The sequence below is a fragment of the Pseudomonas sp. TMW22089 genome, from assembly GCF_022496645.1.
Taxonomy (GTDB): domain Bacteria; phylum Pseudomonadota; class Gammaproteobacteria; order Pseudomonadales; family Pseudomonadaceae; genus Aquipseudomonas; species Aquipseudomonas paraversuta.
In genome coordinates this window covers 1-17,119 of the sequence record NZ_SCFG01000016.1, presented here as the reverse complement: position 1 = coordinate 17,119, position 17,119 = coordinate 1, and the positions used below count along the sequence as shown (strand labels likewise).

Annotated in this window: 14 protein-coding genes and 1 pseudogene; 8 read left to right on the top strand and 7 right to left on the bottom strand. The window is 55.0% G+C overall.

All coding sequences use genetic code 11. The features are described 5' to 3' along the window. Positions 1 to 128 precede the first annotated feature (128 nt). Both EQV90_RS15155 and EQV90_RS15150 read right to left on the bottom strand, forming a co-directional pair. Entirely contained in the window at positions 129 to 1,499 is a 1,371-nt protein-coding gene (locus EQV90_RS15155; protein WP_003447678.1) for an aromatic acid/H+ symport family MFS transporter, read from the bottom strand. Positions 1,500 to 1,582: 83 nt separating this feature from the next. Beyond that, positions 1,583 to 3,958, bottom strand: coding sequence for a cytochrome P450/oxidoreductase (locus EQV90_RS15150; RefSeq protein WP_240878345.1), 2,376 nt, complete (start codon positions 3,956 to 3,958; stop codon positions 1,583 to 1,585). A gap of 106 nt (positions 3,959 to 4,064) precedes the next feature. Here EQV90_RS15150 and EQV90_RS15145 point away from each other — a divergent pair, with 106 nt between their 5' ends. From EQV90_RS15145 to EQV90_RS15135, 3 genes are all read left to right on the top strand, one after another. After that, entirely contained in the window at positions 4,065 to 4,760 is a 696-nt protein-coding gene (locus EQV90_RS15145) for a helix-turn-helix domain-containing protein (RefSeq protein ID WP_003447676.1), read from the top strand. A 294-nt stretch (positions 4,761 to 5,054) separates the two neighbouring features. After that, positions 5,055 to 5,396: a hypothetical protein gene (locus EQV90_RS15140; protein ID WP_003447675.1), complete on the top strand. Its 342-nt coding sequence runs from the start codon at positions 5,055 to 5,057 to the stop codon at positions 5,394 to 5,396. 369 nt (positions 5,397 to 5,765) lie between these two features. Continuing rightward, positions 5,766 to 6,275: a lysozyme inhibitor LprI family protein gene (locus tag EQV90_RS15135; RefSeq protein ID WP_160627270.1), complete on the top strand. Its 510-nt coding sequence runs from the start codon at positions 5,766 to 5,768 to the stop codon at positions 6,273 to 6,275. Between the two features lie 221 nt (positions 6,276 to 6,496). Here EQV90_RS15135 and EQV90_RS15130 read toward each other — a convergent pair whose 3' ends face one another. Together EQV90_RS15130 and EQV90_RS15125 are read right to left on the bottom strand one after the other, a co-directional pair. Next, complete coding sequence (locus tag EQV90_RS15130; protein ID WP_240878344.1) at positions 6,497 to 8,200, bottom strand: penicillin-binding protein 2; 1,704 nt, start codon at positions 8,198 to 8,200, stop codon at positions 6,497 to 6,499. A 243-nt stretch (positions 8,201 to 8,443) separates the two neighbouring features. Then, complete coding sequence (locus EQV90_RS15125; protein ID WP_240878343.1) at positions 8,444 to 9,337, bottom strand: LysR substrate-binding domain-containing protein; 894 nt, start codon at positions 9,335 to 9,337, stop codon at positions 8,444 to 8,446. A 109-nt stretch (positions 9,338 to 9,446) separates the two neighbouring features. Here EQV90_RS15125 and phnD point away from each other — a divergent pair, with 109 nt between their 5' ends. From phnD to EQV90_RS15100, 5 genes and pseudogenes are all read left to right on the top strand, one after another. Next, positions 9,447 to 10,316 (top strand): phosphonate ABC transporter substrate-binding protein, encoded by an 870-nt coding sequence (phnD, locus tag EQV90_RS15120; protein WP_240878342.1) that lies wholly within the window; start codon positions 9,447 to 9,449, stop codon positions 10,314 to 10,316. After that, positions 10,313 to 11,117, top strand: a pseudogene (gene phnC / locus EQV90_RS15115) (phosphonate ABC transporter ATP-binding protein). The gene phnD and the pseudogene phnC overlap by 4 nt, the downstream one beginning before the upstream one ends. Beyond that, complete coding sequence (gene phnE, locus EQV90_RS15110; RefSeq protein WP_240878341.1) at positions 11,114 to 11,932, top strand: phosphonate ABC transporter, permease protein PhnE; 819 nt, start codon at positions 11,114 to 11,116, stop codon at positions 11,930 to 11,932. The pseudogene phnC and the gene phnE overlap by 4 nt, the downstream one beginning before the upstream one ends. Before the next feature lie 135 nt (positions 11,933 to 12,067). Further along, entirely contained in the window at positions 12,068 to 13,246 is a 1,179-nt protein-coding gene (psrA, locus tag EQV90_RS15105; protein WP_240878340.1) for an iron-containing alcohol dehydrogenase PsrA, read from the top strand. A gap of 332 nt (positions 13,247 to 13,578) precedes the next feature. Further along, entirely contained in the window at positions 13,579 to 14,148 is a 570-nt protein-coding gene (locus EQV90_RS15100) for a YceI family protein (RefSeq protein WP_003447651.1), read from the top strand. Positions 14,149 to 14,276: 128 nt separating this feature from the next. Here EQV90_RS15100 and EQV90_RS15095 read toward each other — a convergent pair whose 3' ends face one another. The 3 genes from EQV90_RS15095 to EQV90_RS15085 form a co-directional block, all read right to left on the bottom strand. After that, the gene (locus EQV90_RS15095; protein ID WP_240878339.1) at positions 14,277 to 15,323 is read right to left on the bottom strand and encodes an alpha/beta hydrolase; all 1,047 of its coding nucleotides are present in this window, start codon (positions 15,321 to 15,323) and stop codon (positions 14,277 to 14,279) included. A gap of 261 nt (positions 15,324 to 15,584) precedes the next feature. Beyond that, positions 15,585 to 15,857, bottom strand: a complete 273-nt coding sequence (locus EQV90_RS15090; protein WP_127196705.1) for a hypothetical protein — start codon at positions 15,855 to 15,857, stop codon at positions 15,585 to 15,587. 122 nt (positions 15,858 to 15,979) lie between these two features. Further along, entirely contained in the window at positions 15,980 to 16,477 is a 498-nt protein-coding gene (locus EQV90_RS15085; RefSeq protein ID WP_240878338.1) for a hypothetical protein, read from the bottom strand. Positions 16,478 to 17,119: the final 642 nt, after the last annotated feature.

The window sequence follows — 17,119 nt, the reverse complement described above, 5'->3', positions numbered from 1 at the left end:
CCGATTGTAGTCCTTCGCGACAGGCTGCTATCGGCCCATATCTGCCGGTCGCAGCCGGCAGATATTTACCCAACGAACCGTCGATGGATTTATGCCCCATTGGCCTCAAACCGCTCTTCGTCGCGACCTCAAAGCGGACTGCTTTCCTTGACCTGCCCTTTCCACTCGCGGACTTCATCCTTCGCCTTGGGTGCCTTCACCTGAGATATGAACAGCGCCGCCAGAACTGCCGGAATAGCGCTGAGAATGAAAATTTGACTGACCGGCATCTGCATACCGATAAACAGGCTGCCGAACAGTGGCCCCAGAATCGAACCAAAGCGCCCTACTCCCAAGGCCCAACCGGCCCCTGTAGCGCGGCAATGGGCCGGGTAGAAGTTGCTGCTGAACGCGTTAAGTGTCAGTTGTCCGCCTATCACACACATACCGGTGGCGAAAACCAACCCGATCATCACGACCTTATTGTCGTGAAACAGCCCAATCAGGAAGGTGAACAATCCAGCTGCGGCAAGCACCACACACAACAGTTTTGCCTTGTTGGTGACACGGTCGGCAAAGTAGGACATCGCGCCTGCGCCGATCGTCCCGGCAAACAGGAACAATGACGTGATCAAGTTTGCTTCACTGAGGTTGACGCCGTTCTGTTTGAGCAAGGTCGGCAACCAGCTCACCATGAAGTACAGCAAGATCAACGCCATAAAGAACGTTGCCCAGATCATGAGCGTGGGGCGGGCATAGCCATTGCGGAACAGCTCGACCACGGCAAAGCGACTGGGGGATTGAGACGCCTTCGACTGCGCATCCCATACAGGCACCGGCTCCCAGTCGAGTTTCATTCTGCGCGTCAACTTGCGCAACCGAACAAAAGGGGCTCCGTCTTTGAGCAACCTTGGCAACGACTCCGGCAGGAACAAGAGCAACGCCGGCAAGAGCATCAAGGGGGCGATACCGCCGGTGAGAAATACCGACTGCCAACCAAATCGGTCGATCAATGCTGCGGCCACGAAACCGCCCATTGCCCCGCCCAGGGAGAAGCCACATGCCGCCAGCGTTACCATCAATGTGCGTTGGCGAGGTGGCGAGTACTCGGACATGAGCGCCATTGCGCAGGGCATGGCACCACCCATGCCGATTCCGCAAATGAAGCGAACCCAGACCAACCCCTCGATGGAGTTGACCAGCGCCGTTGTCAACGTCAGCAGGCCATAGACCGATACGCAGCCTATGAGTACAACGCGAATGCCGATTCGATCGGCCAGGGGCGTGACCAGCAGTGATCCAAACGTCAGTCCCAGCAAGTTAGCGCTGAACACCGGGCCGAACAGTACTTTATCTACGTTCCATTCCTGAGCCAGTGCCGGCACGACGTAACCAAGCCCGAGCGCGTCGTAGCCGTCGGTGATCAACAGCAACGTCAGTAACAGTAATAGCCGCCATTGAAATCCTGAGATCGGGTGGCGATCCAGGGTCGCACGAAAATTCGAGATCTGATCCTGCATGGTTGTTTACCTGATTATTATTGTTTGGGTAAGCAATGGGTGACAGCGCGCGGGTGTGCGAATGCCACCCGCGCCTTGAAGCCCTAAAGCTTCAATACCAGTCGGCCGGTCCTGGCTCTTGAACAGCAGGCCATCATTCGATCGTTTACCTGCCGTTCCGAGGGGGTCAAGACCTGATCCCGGTGATCCACTTCACCCTGAGCAACGCGCACCTCGCATGAGCCGCAGAGGCCTTCGCCACAGTCACTGGGAATATCCACGTTGAAGGCTTGAAGGGCCTGCAAAAGCGTTTGCTCGGGGGCCACCTGGATGGTCAGCCCGGAGTCTTGCAAATCGACCGTGAAGCCCTTTTCAGTGCTCGCATCAAGCGGCTTGAGCGCGGCACTGAAATGTTCGATGCGCAAGGTCAGGTCTGGCCTACAGAGCACCTGCTCTTGCAAGTGAGTCAGTAGCCGCTCTGGGCCGCAAGCGTATAGCTGGGTCCCCGCCGCAGCCGTATCCAGCAGCGAGCTGACCTGCAGGCGCCCCCCTTGTTCCGCGGAATAAAACTGCACACATTCCAGGTGGTCACGCGTGAGCCTCTCGATAAAAGCCATTGATTGCAGTGAGCGCCCGGCGTAATGAATGCGATATCGCTTACCCAATTGTTTGAGGCGGTCTGCCATGCTGATGATCGGGGTAATGCCGATACCGCCTGCTATCAGCAGGTAGTCATCCGCCGTCTCATCCAGTCGAAAGTGGTTCCTCGGGCCGCGAATTTTCAGCGCCATGCCTTCGGTGACCGTTTGATGGATAAAGGCAGAGCCGCCTCTGCCGCTTCCCTCCTTGAGAACAGCAACTCTCAGTTCGTGGCTATTGTGCAAAATGCCACACAACGAATATTTACGAACATAGTCACCTGCGATCACATCGATGTGGGCGCCCGGCGTCCAACCCGGCAGCTTACTCCCGCCTGGATCGGCCAACGTGATACCCAAAACGCCGTCGGCTTCCTCCTTTACTTGCGTAACGATCACATGGCGGTAAATATCGGCCCGCGCGGGTGGACCTATTTTCAGTGGAAGGTGACTGTCAACGATCCCTGGTACGGCCCGTTCCGGATTGCGCTCTGGATCCCACTCAACCCACAAGTGCTCCGGCCCGTGGAATGAAATATTCGGGATGCCTTCAAACTTCTGGTTCTCCACCAGCCGCATGTGAGGCAGACGCTTGGTGAATTCTTCAATGAAAATGCGCATTTCCATACGCGCCAGATTCTTGCCCAGACACTGGTGGCTGCCATAACCAAACGATAGATGGTCGGTGGTGTTGTCTCGGTAGATATCCAGTTCGTCGGCGTTTTCGAAGTGTCGTTCATCATGGTTGGCGGAGGCCATGACCACCATCAACCTGGCACCTTTGGGGATCTCGACATTGCCAATGCGCGTCGATTCGGTCGCCAACCGCCGCCACGCGACAATCGAGCCGGAAAAACGCAGGCACTCCTCCACCGCATTGGGAATCAATGCGGGATCGGCGCACAGTTGATCCCAGGCCGTACGGTGGGTCAGCAATAACTTCAAGGCATTGGCTGAAGCATGCGCGGTGGTTTCATGCGCAGCGACGATACCGGCCATCATCATGGAGTGCAGATAAGAGTCGGTCACGATCTCGGGGATATCCTTCTGCCGCTGGAGGGCATAGCCCATCCAGCCTTCGCCCGAATCTTCCTTGCGCATTTTTTCCAGTACCTGGCCGGCATACCGCCAGAATTGTCCAACCGCTTCGGCGACGGCCACCTGCTCTTCTGGAGAGGGCCTGCCCCATGTGTTCACGGTATGGGCGATCGAGTACTTGCGCAGAGTGTCCATGTCCTCTTCGGGGACGCCCAGAAAATGCAGCGCTACCGTCAGCGGCAATTCCCAGAGCATTTGATCCACCAGATCGGCCTTGCCGGCATTGATGAAGCGATCGATGTAATCGCGCGTTAAACGCCGCACCATTGGCTCATGGTGGGCCAACTCCTCTACCGAAAACGACCCCATCAGCGCCCGGCGTCTATCCATGTGCGCCGGTTCATCTTCATTGACCAGTGTTCTATCCATGGCGTAACCGTGACCCATCAGCACGTCCTGTGCCTCCTGGGCAAAAGGTGTGACCTTTTCCAGTGCGTTGGCGGGCGAGTAAATCCGATTGTCACGAAATATCGCTTTCACGTCCTCGTAGCGGCTGACAATCCAGTGACCCATCTTGTCACTGTAAAACACCGGCTCCTGATCCCTGAACCAGCGCAAGGCACTGGCAGGATCCAGTTGATACGGCTCGTCGAAAGGATCAAAGCTGGCCGCCGCCGCAGAGAACGGACACCCCGCACTTGCAGCGGGTTTCATCTGGCCATGATCGAACGGACATTTTCCGGCACTGACTGATTGACCGGCTTCACGGGATGCAGTCTTTTCCGGCGCACTGGGCTGAGACATGGTTGACCTCTTATTGTTTTACTTTTATCGCACAACTGTGTACTAATATAGAAAATGAGCATATGCCGTTCTTTTGTTTGCGTCAAAGAACCTGGAGCGTCCTCCTATGGAAAAGAGCAAGAACACCCTGCAAACCCTCGATCGAGGGCTTCAGGCTTTAAGCATCATTGCTCAACAGGACAGCGGTATATCCATCGCCGAACTGGCCGCTCGCCTTGAGGTGCATCGGGCCATTGCCTATCGAATCGTGACCACGCTGGAGGATCACTTTCTGATCAGTCGCGGGGCTGAAGGTGTTATCCGTCTTGGCGCTGGAGCAACTCTCCTTGCAGCTCGCTTCGAACCCCGGTTGAGGGCTGTAGCACAGCAACCGCTGTTCGACCTGGCCAAACAGTCTCAAGCCAGTGCTTTCATTTCCGTTACTCAGGGCAATGAATGCATGGTGATCATGGTTGCCGACCCCGAAGAGTCGTTGATGCGCGTCGGGTATCGAATCGGTAGCCGCCACCCTCTTCACCAGGGCGCGGCCGGGATTGCGATTCTTTCTGGCCGCAAGGCGCATCCCGAAGACTCGGAGGCCGTCATACAGGGGCGTGAACTGGGCTATAGCCTGACTCACGGTCAATTGCAGCCCGGGGCCATTGGCGTGGCGAGCCCGATCAGTCGCCCTCACAACCAGCATTTTTTTGAAGCCTGCGTGGGTGTTGTTGCCTTGAACTCGCTGGATCTGGATATCGCCACTCAAGCTGTACCTGAAGCGGCGGCGATCATTAGTCAATTGCTCGGTGCTGCCACGGCATAAGCTGCACAGACGTAACTCGGCAAGGCCGCGCCACGGTCTGTCAGAGAACGCTTCTGGCCGTAAGCAGTCCTGCGTGAAAGGCTGCTTGCGGCCAACAGAAGACGTTCGCAAAGCCGTAGAAGCGCGCTGGCTAAATCCTTACACTTGAAGCCAGCTACAACAGCGTCCCCACCCAACCGGCCCAACGAACTTGAACTGGCGGTGGCGCGTTTCAGAATGCAACGCGTGCCCGATACTCTTTGAGCAGTTGTTGAGACGAACTGTGCTTGATTGATCCTTCTTGAGGCAGTGAACATGCAAAAATTATGGATGCGCTACTCGCAATTGCTCGACAAGGATCTCAATGCCAAGATCTTCGACAATTTCAAAAATATGGTTCTGTGCGCGCTTCTGTTTGCAGCGGGTACGAACGCTTTGCACAGTGATCACAAGCTCTTTATGAGCATCACGGCCACCAACATGGCTGGGTGGGGGGTGATCACCATATCTGGAATACTCATGCTGCTGAACGTCAGTGATGGTATTCGCCGCCTGGCCCAACTGCGCTACCACCTCGTCTTTCAGCTTTTGATAGTGCTCGTCTATATATTGATTTCCGCACGGGTGGTGGAAATGGTCTGGAGCTACCGCGCGTAACGGATGGAGCTCTCCCGGCCCCGAGATTTGAAGTGCAGCACACTGCTGTGTGGGTGGCTGATTAAATCCAAGGGGCCCCTCGCAACATCAAGAGCCAGAGCAGATTCAACTCTGCCCCTCTCTGCGACCATGCTTGACCCAAAGGCTGACCCTGCCACTTCAGTCCGCCCATCCAATGATGCTTCACCCTGATTTGCAATTCCCGGCATCTCCCCCCGACCTTTATGAACAGTTTGCCCAAGATGCAGTCAAACAGGCCTTGGGCTGTGAACGCCATTAGAGCTAGTCTTGCAGACGTAGTACGCAATTGGCCAAGCATCAAAAGTTGTTTCTTGCCCCTCGAAAAACGCCTTCCAAAGGATAGATAAATTGAGAAAACTCATTTCGGTGGTTGCTGTAGCGACTACATTTGCCATGGGTACTGCATTCGCTCAAGCACCCGCGAAACCAGATGTAAACCCAATCGCAAATAGCGCTATCAATACCGCAGTTGCGCCTGGTACTGGCGCAGCAAAAATTGCAGTGGCCAACGATGCTCAAACCGGAGCACTGAACGAATGCAACAACTCCATTGGCGATCAGCCCCGGACAGCGTTGCAAAGCTGCCTTGAGGGCAAGACTCGCGAAATCACTTCACAAATGAATAGCGCCTACAAAAAGCTGGAAGCTCAAACAAAAGAAATCGATTCGAGCGCGACGGCCAAAGCCCTTGAATCGCTGCTCGCCTCTCAGAAGGCCTTTGAAAAATTCAAGGATGCACAGTGCCAATGGGAAAGTGATTCCATGATGGGGGGATCGGGCTCTGGAGATATTTTAAGTGCTTGCAAAGTCGATTTGATGCGCTGGAGAACGAAGCAACTTTCCGAGCCAGGGGCGTAGTCAAGCTCACAGGTCGTGAGCCACTCCATGCGGGCATGGCCAGTATCGCAGTCAAGGCTCAACTCAATCCATCTGCAGTCAGGTGACTGTCAATACTGGTCCAAGGCAAATAAACCGCATTCAATCAAGGGCAGCAGCAGCTGGTCACACTCAGTTTTGCCAAAAGCGGCAGTCGTACGGGGTATTAAAGCCGACCCTGACTGCCGCAACAGAGACAGCGCCTACTGAACGATTGGGGCCAGTGCTGCTGGAAATACTTCACTTGCATTGCCAGGTATATTCCTGACCCGAAGCACATCTTCAATTATTTCCTTGAAAATCGGCGCTGCAATAGCGCCCCCAAAGTAACCATTTGCAGTTGGCTCATCCACGACTACAGCCATAATGAATTCAGGCGCGTTGGCCGGAGCGATACCTACGAACATGGCTCTATATTCATTACTTTTATATCCACCGCTGGATGCCTTGCGTGAGGTCCCGCTTTTACCCGCAATGACATAACCTTCGATTGCTGCGCGCTTTCCACCTGCTCCGGGTCCATCCACGGCATGTACCATCATGTCCAGAATGTTGTTGGCGACCTCCGGGCTTATGACATTGCGTGGCGGCTGCTTCTCACCCTTGATTAGCGATAGCGGTATCAGATCCCCATCATTGGCAAATACGGTATAGGCTTGAACCAGTTGCGCCAGGTTGACCGACAAACTATACCCGTATGAGAGACTCGCCGTAGCGATATCTGACCATACCCTCCTGACGGGAACTGTCCCAATACTTTCCCCTGGAAAGTAAATCGCAGTATTGTTTCCGAACCCCAGATCAGTAAGCAATTGCGAAATCACTGCTCCTCCTGTCGGAATAGCAACCTTGCTCATGCCGACATTTGAAGAACGACGGATGATTCCCGCCAAGTCCAACTGGCTGTCTCTGCCTACATCCCGAATGGTATATCCATTGATTTTTATGAAACCCGGCGCTATTGGGATAATGGCATTTTTGTCAATTATATTGGCTGTCAGAACGGCGGCCATACTGAATGGTTTTATTACCGAGCCTGGCTCATACACATCAGTAAACACACGATTTCGAATACGCTCCGCGTTGAAACCTCTACGTGCGTTTGGATTGAAGGAAGGCATCGTAGACAGTGCCAGTATTTCTCCTGTTCTGGCGTGTATGAGAATTGCACTTGCCGACCTGGCTGCATTATTCTTTACCCCTTTGAGCAAAGCTTTTTCAACATAATATTGAAGTGTCGAGTCAATTGTTAAATGCAGATTTTCTCCGGGGGTAACGGGCTTGTGCACCAGGATCTCACGGGTGACTCGCTTGTGTAAGTTCAAGGTGCGTTCTTCCAGGCCAGGCTTGCCAGAAAGCTTTTGGTTGTACATCAATTCGATGCCTTCGATACCTTGCTGGTCAATATTAGTGAAGCCTAATGTCTGGGCAAGCATCGACGTTTGAGGGTAAAACCTTTTGTATTCCTGGCGCTCATAAACACCTGGAATAGATAACTTCATGATCTTGTTCGCGCGCTCAGGATTAATTCTTCGGGCCAAATAGGCAAAAGATTTACCTTGTTCATTCAATGTTAACGCCCTGATCCGCGAGGCATCAATATCAAGCTGTTCATCCAGGATGACTGCCTGCCGATTCGTTGGGGCAAACTGCCTGGGATTTACCCATAAGGTACTCACGGGTGTGGAAACTGCCAGGGGCTGATTAAACCTGTCAAATATAGTACCGCGAACGGGAGCTGTTTCAATCAACCGCATTGAGCGTTTACGACCCTCATTGCTCAAGAACTCATGAGAAAAAACCATGAGGTAAGTTATTTTGGCCGCAAGCGCCATTGAGAGGAAACAAAAGATAGCGATCACGATGGTAAATCTTGGATTTGTTGCTAGGGAACTCACGCTGTACATCCTGATTTATACGTTCAAAACAAAACCACCCTAACTAAATTATTATCATCCTGCTTTGTAATATTAAGAAACATCATTGCGTGAGCGATTGATCTCCAGTGTATTCGGTGGAAAATCTGGCTGTGAAATTTAGCACCACTGGATAGTTATCATTGGCGCGACTGTTGGCAAAACAAGCTCCTTGCCAGGTTTTACTAACTCTCCTGATTTTCCTGGCCCCTCCAATCGGCCAATCGCGGACTTTCAATATTCGCCAGCCGAATGTGAGTCGTTCACCTGCGCCGAAAGAACCACATCAAAAAACGATGTAATGAGTCGACTGGAGCGCCGCTCGGCCAGGCAATAAAGATAGGTTTCGGTGTAGAGCGGATCGCCCTCGATGCGGATCGTGCGAATACGGGGATCGGCGATGAACTCCGCTTCGGAGACCACCCCCAGCCCGATCCCACGCACCACAGCTTCGCGCAATGCCTCGCGGCTGCCGATTTCCATGGCGATGCGGGGCACAACTTGTGCCGCCAACAAGGCCTGTTCCAGGACCAGACGAGTAGTGGAACCAGGCTCCCGTTGCAGTAGCCGCTGGCCGTCCAGTTCCTCGAGTCGTACTGACTCGCGTTTTGCGAAAGGATGCTCATGGTGGGCAAACAGGATGATGGCGTGACGTGCGTAATGCACGGCGCAGAGTCCTGGATCTTCGTGCCATCCGGCCAATACCGCAATATCGGTCACGTAACTCTCAAGATCGGCCAGCACCTGCGCCGAGTTGCCAACCCGTATCGAAACATCGATACGCGGATGCTGCTGAAAGTAATTGTCGACCATCTCGATCACATGAAAAGGCCCCACCGCCCCTATCTTGAGCTGGCCACTGTCAAGCCGCCCGGAGTCACGCAGCAAGTTGTGCGCGTCCAGATCCAGCGCAGCCATCGCTTGCGCAATGGGCAGTAATTGCCGGCCGACATCGGACAACTCAATGCGCCGCCCGCGACGGTGAAACAGCTCCAGATTGTATTGCCGCTCCATGCTCTGGACTTGTGTGGTGAGCGTCGGCTGGCTGAGCCCAAGGGCCCGTGCGCCGGCACTGAAACTTCCGTGATGTGCCACGGCGAGGAAGGCACGCATCCTGGCGGTCGACATCCATAGACTCCATCAATACTTAGCTGCGAAAACCTATATTGAATTGATCGTATGACTGTCACGTGACATTTCTAGCCTGAGGTCACTCCAACCAATCGCCTGGAATGCCATGAATAATTTCTCCGGATTTTTGCGTGTCGCCGCTATTGCCTGCCTCTCCATAAGCGCTGTCTGCCAAGCAGGAGCGAACGAGAAATTGAGAATTGGCCTGATCCCGTCGGAAGACTCCCAGGCGATGATCGAGTCGAGCAAGCAAGTGCTCAGCAGCCTTGAAGCCAAACTGGGCATGCCCGTCGAACCCTTTGTCGCCACGGACTACAACGGCATCATCGAAGCGCTGCGTGCAGGCAAACTGGATGTGGCCTACCTCGGCCCTTTCTCCTATGTTCTGGCAACGTCGGTAGCAGAGGTCGAAGCGTTCGCAGTAGCCGTCACCAAAAAAACCGGGCAAAGCGCCTACAAGAGCGTGATCCTTGCGCGCAAGGACAGCGGCATTCAGCAATTGTCCGATCTGAAAAATCACACCTTCGCGTTTGTCGACCCCAGCTCTGCTTCTGGCCATCTGTTCCCCAAAGCCGGACTGGAACAGGCCGGTTTTGATCCCGCAACATTGTTTTCGCGAGTGGTGTTCTCCGGTTCCCATGACGCAAGCATCCTCGCTGTAGCCAACGGCAAGGTAGATGCTGGCGCCGTCGCCGACCGCATTCTGACCAACGCCGTGGCCAGAGGACTGGTGAAGCAGGATGACTTCCAGGTGGTGTGGAGTTCGCGTCCGATCCCGGAGTCTCCAATGGTCTGGCGGCAAAACCTCGACCAGGCACTCAAGAAAAAAGTCGCTGCCGCCCTGGCTTCGGTGAAGGACGTGCCTTGGGGTGACCAGGGCCAACTGGACGGCTTTCAGCCCACTACCGATGCGGCTTACGACGTCGTCCGCGAAACCGCCAAGGTGCTCAATCTCGATTTGCGGAGGCTCAAATGATCAGCATCCGCCAACTGACCAAGCACTACGGCCCAAACCCGGTTCTACGCGGGATCGACCTGGAGGTGGCAGCAGGAGAATTCGTGGTGGTGCTGGGCCAGTCCGGTGCGGGTAAATCTACTTTGCTGCGGTGTATCAACCGACTGGTCCAGGCCGATTCCGGAACACTCTCAGTGGCAGGCATTGACGCACTGGCCTGCCGCGACACCAGCGTTCTGCGACGTCAGGCGGCAATGATTTTTCAGCACCACAACGTCGTACCGCGTCTGAGCGTACTGAAGAATGTACTCACCGGATGCCTGGGCGCGGTGTCAACGCTCACCTCCATCATGCAGTTGTTTCGGCGCGAGGACGTGGCGCTGGCCATGCAATGCCTGGAGCGCGTCGAGCTGGCGCACAAAGCCCGCGAACGGACCGATTCGCTCTCCGGGGGGGCAGATGCAACGCGTGGGCATCGCACGTGCCCTGGCGCAACGCCCAAAAGTGATTCTGGCCGACGAGCCGGTGGCCAGTCTCGACCCGAAGACTGCGCGCCTGGTGCTGCAATATTTGCGCGACGCCACGCGGGAGCTGGGTATCACGGTGTTGTGCAACCTGCACCAGGTCGATTACGCCCGGGAGTTTGGAGACCGGATCGTAGGCCTGGCCCACGGAAAACTGGTGTATGACGGTAGCGCTTGCAGCATGACCGAAGACGACTTGCAGCGCATATACCCCGGCCAGACAACGGCCCCCCAGGGCGCCACTGCGAGAGCGGACGAACTGATAACCCCCGTCGCGCAAGTGAGGGCTCAAGCATGAAACAGCAAAGTTATCTGTGGACCGTGAGCCTGCCTCGCGGACCGCGTGGGTGGCTGTCCACTGGCGCAATCGTGCTGGCGGTCATTCTGACACTGCACTGGAGTGCCACTGGCGCGCAATTAAGCGTGGCTGAACTGGCGGCAGGGTTGCCACAAATTGGTGATTTCCTTGCACGCACCGTCCCACCCGACCTGAGTATTGTTCCTCGACTGTTGGCGCCTGCCGTGGAGACTCTGCAAATTGCCATTTGGGGCACATTGCTCGGCGTGTTGATGGCCATTCCGCTGTCATTTCTTGCGGCCCGCAATCTGAACAAAAACCGGTTGGTGTTCCACGCGACCCGGCAATTTCTTAATTTCACTCGCAGCATAAATGAGCTGATTCTGGCCCTGATATTTGTCTCGGCGGTAGGCCTTGGGCCCTTCCCCGGCGTGCTGGCGCTGGCGTTGCATGGCCTGGGCATGCTTGGAAAATTCTTTGCCGAGAGTATCGAGGAGATCGACCAAGGCCCGATTGAAGCGCTCCAGGCCACCGGCGCACGGTCCTTGCAGGTCATCGTTTTCGGGGTACTGCCGCAGGTCATCACGGCCTGGATTGCAGTGGTCCTTTACCGCTTCGAAGTCAATTTACGCTCGGCGACCGTACTCGGCATGGTGGGTGCTGGGGGGCTTGGTTTTGAGCTGGTGAGCAGCCTGAAACTGTTCAAGTATCAGGAGACTGCCACCTGCATCATCGTCATCACGCTGATGGTGATCGTCGCTGATGCGGTGTCGGGTCGATTGCGCAACGCGATCCAGCGTGGCGCTCACAACTGAACATCCCTGCCCCAGGCACTCACATTGAATCAAGTATCGGTTCTGCCGATTAATGCCTGCGAATTATCGATTTGAGCTGTTGGAAAAGCCCCCCGAGTATGGGGCCACTTCCAACACAAAAATAAAGGACCCGCCATGATTGCCCGATTCCACAATCCCGTTGATACACGATTCGGCTGGGGCAGCCTGCTTGAGCTTGCCGACATCACTGAAAACCAGAAAGTCGCGCTAGTGACCTTTCCCGAAGCGCGCGGGCTGGGATTGGTTGATCGCATTCAGGATCTGCTGGGCGACCGTCTGGTGTATGTAATTGAAGATGTCCAGCCTAATCCTGACGTGGCCCGGCTACGGGACACCTATGAGCGATTCTGGCAGCAAGCCGGCGATTGCCACGCGGTCATCGCAGTAGGCGGCGGCAGTGCCATCGACACCGCCAAGGCGCTGATCGTGGGCAATGAATCGGGGCACTTTGATGAATTGCTCGCATTGCTGGCAACCGGCAAACCCTTCGTCCCGGCGCGCAGCAAAATACTGATCGCGGCGCCCACCACGGCGGGTACCGGCAGCGAGGTGACGCCCTGGGCGACGATCTGGGATTCGGCCAGCCATAAAAAATACTCGCTGCACCTTGAATGCACCTGGCCGAAAGTCGCGATTATCGACCCGCAACTGATGCTGACCGTGCCTGGCGGCGTCACCGTTTCTACCGGGCTGGATGCCTTGTCCCATGCGCTGGAGTCGGTCTGGAACATCAATGCCAATCCGGTTTCCGACACCTTCGCCATCTCCGCCATTGCGGACATTTTCGAATGCCTGCCGCAGCTGCGTCGTGATCTCACCAACAAAGAACTGCGTTCGCGCATGGCACTGGCCGCACTCAAGGCAGGACTGGCGTTTTCCAACACCAAAACCGCCCTTGCCCACTCGATCTCTTACGAGATGACGCTGCAATACGGCCTGGCACATGGCATTGCCTGCTCCTTTACATTGCCGCTGGTGCTGGGCCTGGCCTGGGGTCGCGACGCAGCGCGCGACCGTACTCTGCAACGAATTTTCGGCAACGACCTGGACAAAGCTCAGGATCAGTTGCGCGAATTCCTGCATAGTATGGGCGTGAAAACGGAATTTTCCGACTATGGCGTAACGGCGGAGCAAGCCGAGCAAATGATTCTGTGCGCCATGCAAGGCGCAAGGGGCAAAAACTTTATCGGCTCTCAAGCCGCCTGGCCCCTGCCAACACCCGACAAGTACTGTCAGCGGCATGACGAGCCGCGACGATTTCCTGCTGCCCTCGTAAAAGAGAGCGGCCGCTAATTGACAGTGGCCGCCCCCGGACAGCAGCAACCAAAAGCAGCAAGCGAGGTGCGTCATGCTCGACGCCCCTCCTTCTCCCCGGCGCCATTGGCTGCCACTCGTTACTGAGGGCATCGGGGCCTGAGTGTTTAAAACGCTTTCTCGAACACTGCTAAGATTCCTGAAGGGCGCATTCCGAGGATAGCGTCACCCCTGCCAACACCCGGCAGGCGTTGGTACGCAGCCAGGTAAAAGTTGAGCCCTCTGCGGGTTGCAACAAACGGCCAGTCTTTGCTTCACCTCAGCTACTGCCACACCTTTCGACCCATAAGGGGCCAGTCCTGGAGAGTGCAATGAGTCCTCGATCTCTACGTACCACCGCACTGGCTGTCACTTTTACCCTCGGCTTTTTTCCCGGCGCTGATGCCGTCGAATACACCCACGTCAATCCCGCCGCCAGCACCATAAGTTTTACCTACCACCAGATGGGCTCGAAGGTGTATGGCACGTTTGGCAAGTTTGTCGGGACCCTCGGTTTCGACACCGAACACCCCGAGGCGGCTCAGGCCAAACTGACCATCTACCTCGACAGCATCGACGCCGGCAGCGAAGACGCCAACACTGAATTGCAAAAGCCTGCCTGGTTCGACACCACTGCTTATCCAGTGGCGACCTTTGAGTCGACGCGCATTAAAGACCTGGGCAACAACCGCTACCAGATCATTGGCAACCTTACACTCAGGGGCCTTACCAGGGAGGTAACAGTGCCGATGCTTCTGAAATCAGAGCGAAGCATCGGCATTTTCGACGCAGAGCTGGTGCTCAAACGCAGTGATTTCAACGTCGGGGCTGGCGAATGGTCTGACAGTCTGGTTTCCAACGATATAGACATACAGTTTCGGATGGTTGCGCCGGAACATTGATTCGACTGCGGCCTGAGTCCCTGGCTCGCGTTCTTCAAGTCAATATCCCTTGATTTGTGGTGGCTGGCGTCCGGTCTCCGCTGCCCTCATCACCGGCAGTATCAACTGCCTGCGATGAGGGCAATCCTTCAGCCTGCTTTTTGCCAGGCGCATATATCCAGGGTTGCGCCCCGGGTGATTTTTTGTTGCGCCACCTCTTCAGGCAGCAAGACTGACTGCCCCTGATCACAGATCAGCAGGCGCTTACCCTGATAAGCGATGTCGCTGAGAATCTGGCCCCAGTGCCGGTACTGCACGTCATGCCCCTCCCCCGGATAAGCGCGTACGGCAGCAATGTTTGAATAATGCCCGGCCCAGAAATCCTTGTGCTCCATGGGCACTACGCTATCGGCGGTGCCCGCATAAATGAACACCGGTGACTTGACTGCCGCCCCGGAAGCCACCGGTTGCTGGCAATACAGGCGCCACTCATGCAACAGAGGTTTCACGTCCTGGGTGCCTTTCATGAAGAAGGTGCGCAGACCATCATCGTAGGCCGCATCTTGCCAGCCGCGGATGTGTTTGATTGAACTGTCGGCAGGCATGGCCCACCACTGCGTGGGCACCGTATAAGCCAGGGCAGTCGTCGCCAATTGCTCATCGGACACCTTGCAACGCTCAGCGGGCTTGCCCACCCCCGGCTGGGAATAGGCCGCAGCGTAGTGAATCGAACGCACCCGGGGCGCAAGGTCTGCTCCAATCCGGGCGACATAAGGACCACCACCGGAGATCGCCAGCAAGGAAAATTCATCAACGCCCAGATGGTCAAGCAAGGCATGGACATCGGCACTGTAGCTGCCGTAATCGCCTTTCGGATCGAAGGCACTCTGGCCAAAACCGTTACGTTCCAATGTGATGAACCGCAGCTTTAATTGCTCGCGGGTAGAGCGCAGAAAATTGGTCAGTTCCAGGGCTCTTGCACTGGTGCCGTTGCCCCCGACAAACACAACCGCGATCCCGTCTTCAGGGCCCTCGTCGATATAAAACAGCTCTTTTCCCTTGTCCGACCATTGATGCACCGGGGTCGCCATCTGATCAAAATCGCTCTGTACGACAACTGGCTGCTCAGTGCTCGCGAGTGCAGCGCAGACGGTAAAAGGCAGGCAGAGCACAGTGACAAATCGCTTTTTCAACATGACATCCTCTTGTACTTATTATGAAAGCCGAGCCCGACTACAGGCGCGAACACCGCCCCTCAGGGCACGTACTTGCCGCTGCGTCGCACAACGCCGTGATCGGTACCGCCAGCCAGCCGGGCTCCTGCAAGGCACCTTTACTATACGCATCAGGTCCCGGGGGTCTTTGTCGAGAACGGGCCAGCCACCAGCAGTCAGTAACTGGAGCGATAGCAACCGCGCCGGCAGAATCTTCCAGGAGCCTGTAACAGAGGGGGGAGGCTAAGATTTTTTCCGGCGTAACAGCAAAATTAAAAAGCCGACCACCTGCATCGCGATCACTCCTGCCACCAGTCCCTGTACCCACGGGCCCAGGATGCTCAGCCATTGCAGCACATAGATCAAAAACACTGCCGAAGCGAGGATCCAGCAAATGTTGAGCACACTGCGGATCAGTTTTGGATGGCGTCGATACCATCTGGAAGGGCCTTGTGCTCTGACCCGGGAATCAATCAGGCCCAGCAATTCGAGGATGGCGCAGAGAAAGTCGATCATGTCGTCCTTTAACGCAGCAGGGTTGTTTGCGGGGCACGGGAGCCGTCAGGCGGATTAAATATAGCAGCCGGCCGCGCAAAGTCTTTTGCACAGCGTCGGGACGATTTTAATTGCTTGTTTTTTTACAACTTCCTGTACATGAACAGCAGCACCAAACCAACTCCCATAAACAACACTGTATAGATGGTTTGCCTCATTGCCCTGGCGTCTGATTCAACCACCTTGATTTGACACTCCCAGGAAGTAAAGCACCGCGGTATACAAAACTCCACACCTTCTATACGACATGCTATAACCCTGCCTTCGTAATGCCTGACCACAATAGCTTTACCAGGATTAGAACCAAATCCCTTGATGAGGCGGGTATAATCAGGCACCGCCGTTAACTTGATCAGCTTGCCACTGTTTTCTTTAACCAGAAACGAGGTCGAATACTGAGAACTGTCCGCATACGCATATAGTGTACCTTCCGTCGTGACTAATACCCTTTCTACCGGCCTTGGTTCATCCCAGTAACAGTACAGATAAAAAATGCTCAGCGAACATGCGATCACAAAGCAATAGCCCGCACCGGTAAGCAATGCACTGGATTTGAAGTTCTTCCAACAGGCGTCAATCACACCGCCCCCCGGCCACACAGGCCTCGTAAAAAATCACTCCCACTCACTCTCCCCAATCATCATGTCTTGAACACGCCTTGCATAATAGATCAACCTGCCGGCAGCCCTTTATTTTTTAACGTATCTGCCATCCGTGATCACAATTCACAGAAAAAACTTGCACCGCTGTTTTATAAACAGTCTTTTTTCTGTGACATCCGTCACATTCTATAGAAATAGCCCTATGACTAATGGCGATAATCAATTTCAGGTTATCGGCAATATCATCTAGTCCGCACGGACGATGCTGCCCCTCTTCAAATATTTATAGTCAAGGCCGCCATCCTGTGGCCCGACTTACTTCAATGTCTGCAGTAACTATTGACAGCCATTATTGATTTATCTTATCAATCAAAGGTTATTTATAAACATGCATAACAATTATAAGAAAGCATTACTGGTAATGGGTTTGAGTGTGATCGCGGGGGGGCTGCAGGCTGCGCCTCAAGTGCCAATATCCGCCGCACCGCCAGACCCTAAGGAAACTCTGAAAAGGACTTCCAAATCTGGTGAAATACGCCTGTCCCACGAACTGAACGGTTGAGCCCCGATGAAGCAAATGTCTTTCGCTGATGCCGAGTACGCAGGCAAACGTAAGCAGAC

Coding starts and splice junctions, on each gene's coding strand:
- EQV90_RS15155 (WP_003447678.1), bottom strand. CDS start 1,499: ATGCAGGATCAGATCTCGAATTTTCGTGCGACCCTGGATCGCCACCCG.
- EQV90_RS15150 (WP_240878345.1), bottom strand. CDS start 3,958: ATGTCTCAGCCCAGTGCGCCGGAAAAGACTGCATCCCGTGAAGCCGGT.
- EQV90_RS15145 (WP_003447676.1), top strand. CDS start 4,065: ATGGAAAAGAGCAAGAACACCCTGCAAACCCTCGATCGAGGGCTTCAG.
- EQV90_RS15140 (WP_003447675.1), top strand. CDS start 5,055: ATGCAAAAATTATGGATGCGCTACTCGCAATTGCTCGACAAGGATCTC.
- EQV90_RS15130 (WP_240878344.1), bottom strand. CDS start 8,200: ATGTACAGCGTGAGTTCCCTAGCAACAAATCCAAGATTTACCATCGTG.
- EQV90_RS15125 (WP_240878343.1), bottom strand. CDS start 9,337: ATGTCGACCGCCAGGATGCGTGCCTTCCTCGCCGTGGCACATCACGGA.
- phnD (WP_240878342.1), top strand. CDS start 9,447: ATGAATAATTTCTCCGGATTTTTGCGTGTCGCCGCTATTGCCTGCCTC.
- phnE (WP_240878341.1), top strand. CDS start 11,114: ATGAAACAGCAAAGTTATCTGTGGACCGTGAGCCTGCCTCGCGGACCG.
- psrA (WP_240878340.1), top strand. CDS start 12,068: ATGATTGCCCGATTCCACAATCCCGTTGATACACGATTCGGCTGGGGC.
- EQV90_RS15100 (WP_003447651.1), top strand. CDS start 13,579: ATGAGTCCTCGATCTCTACGTACCACCGCACTGGCTGTCACTTTTACC.
- EQV90_RS15095 (WP_240878339.1), bottom strand. CDS start 15,323: ATGTTGAAAAAGCGATTTGTCACTGTGCTCTGCCTGCCTTTTACCGTC.
- EQV90_RS15090 (WP_127196705.1), bottom strand. CDS start 15,857: ATGATCGACTTTCTCTGCGCCATCCTCGAATTGCTGGGCCTGATTGAT.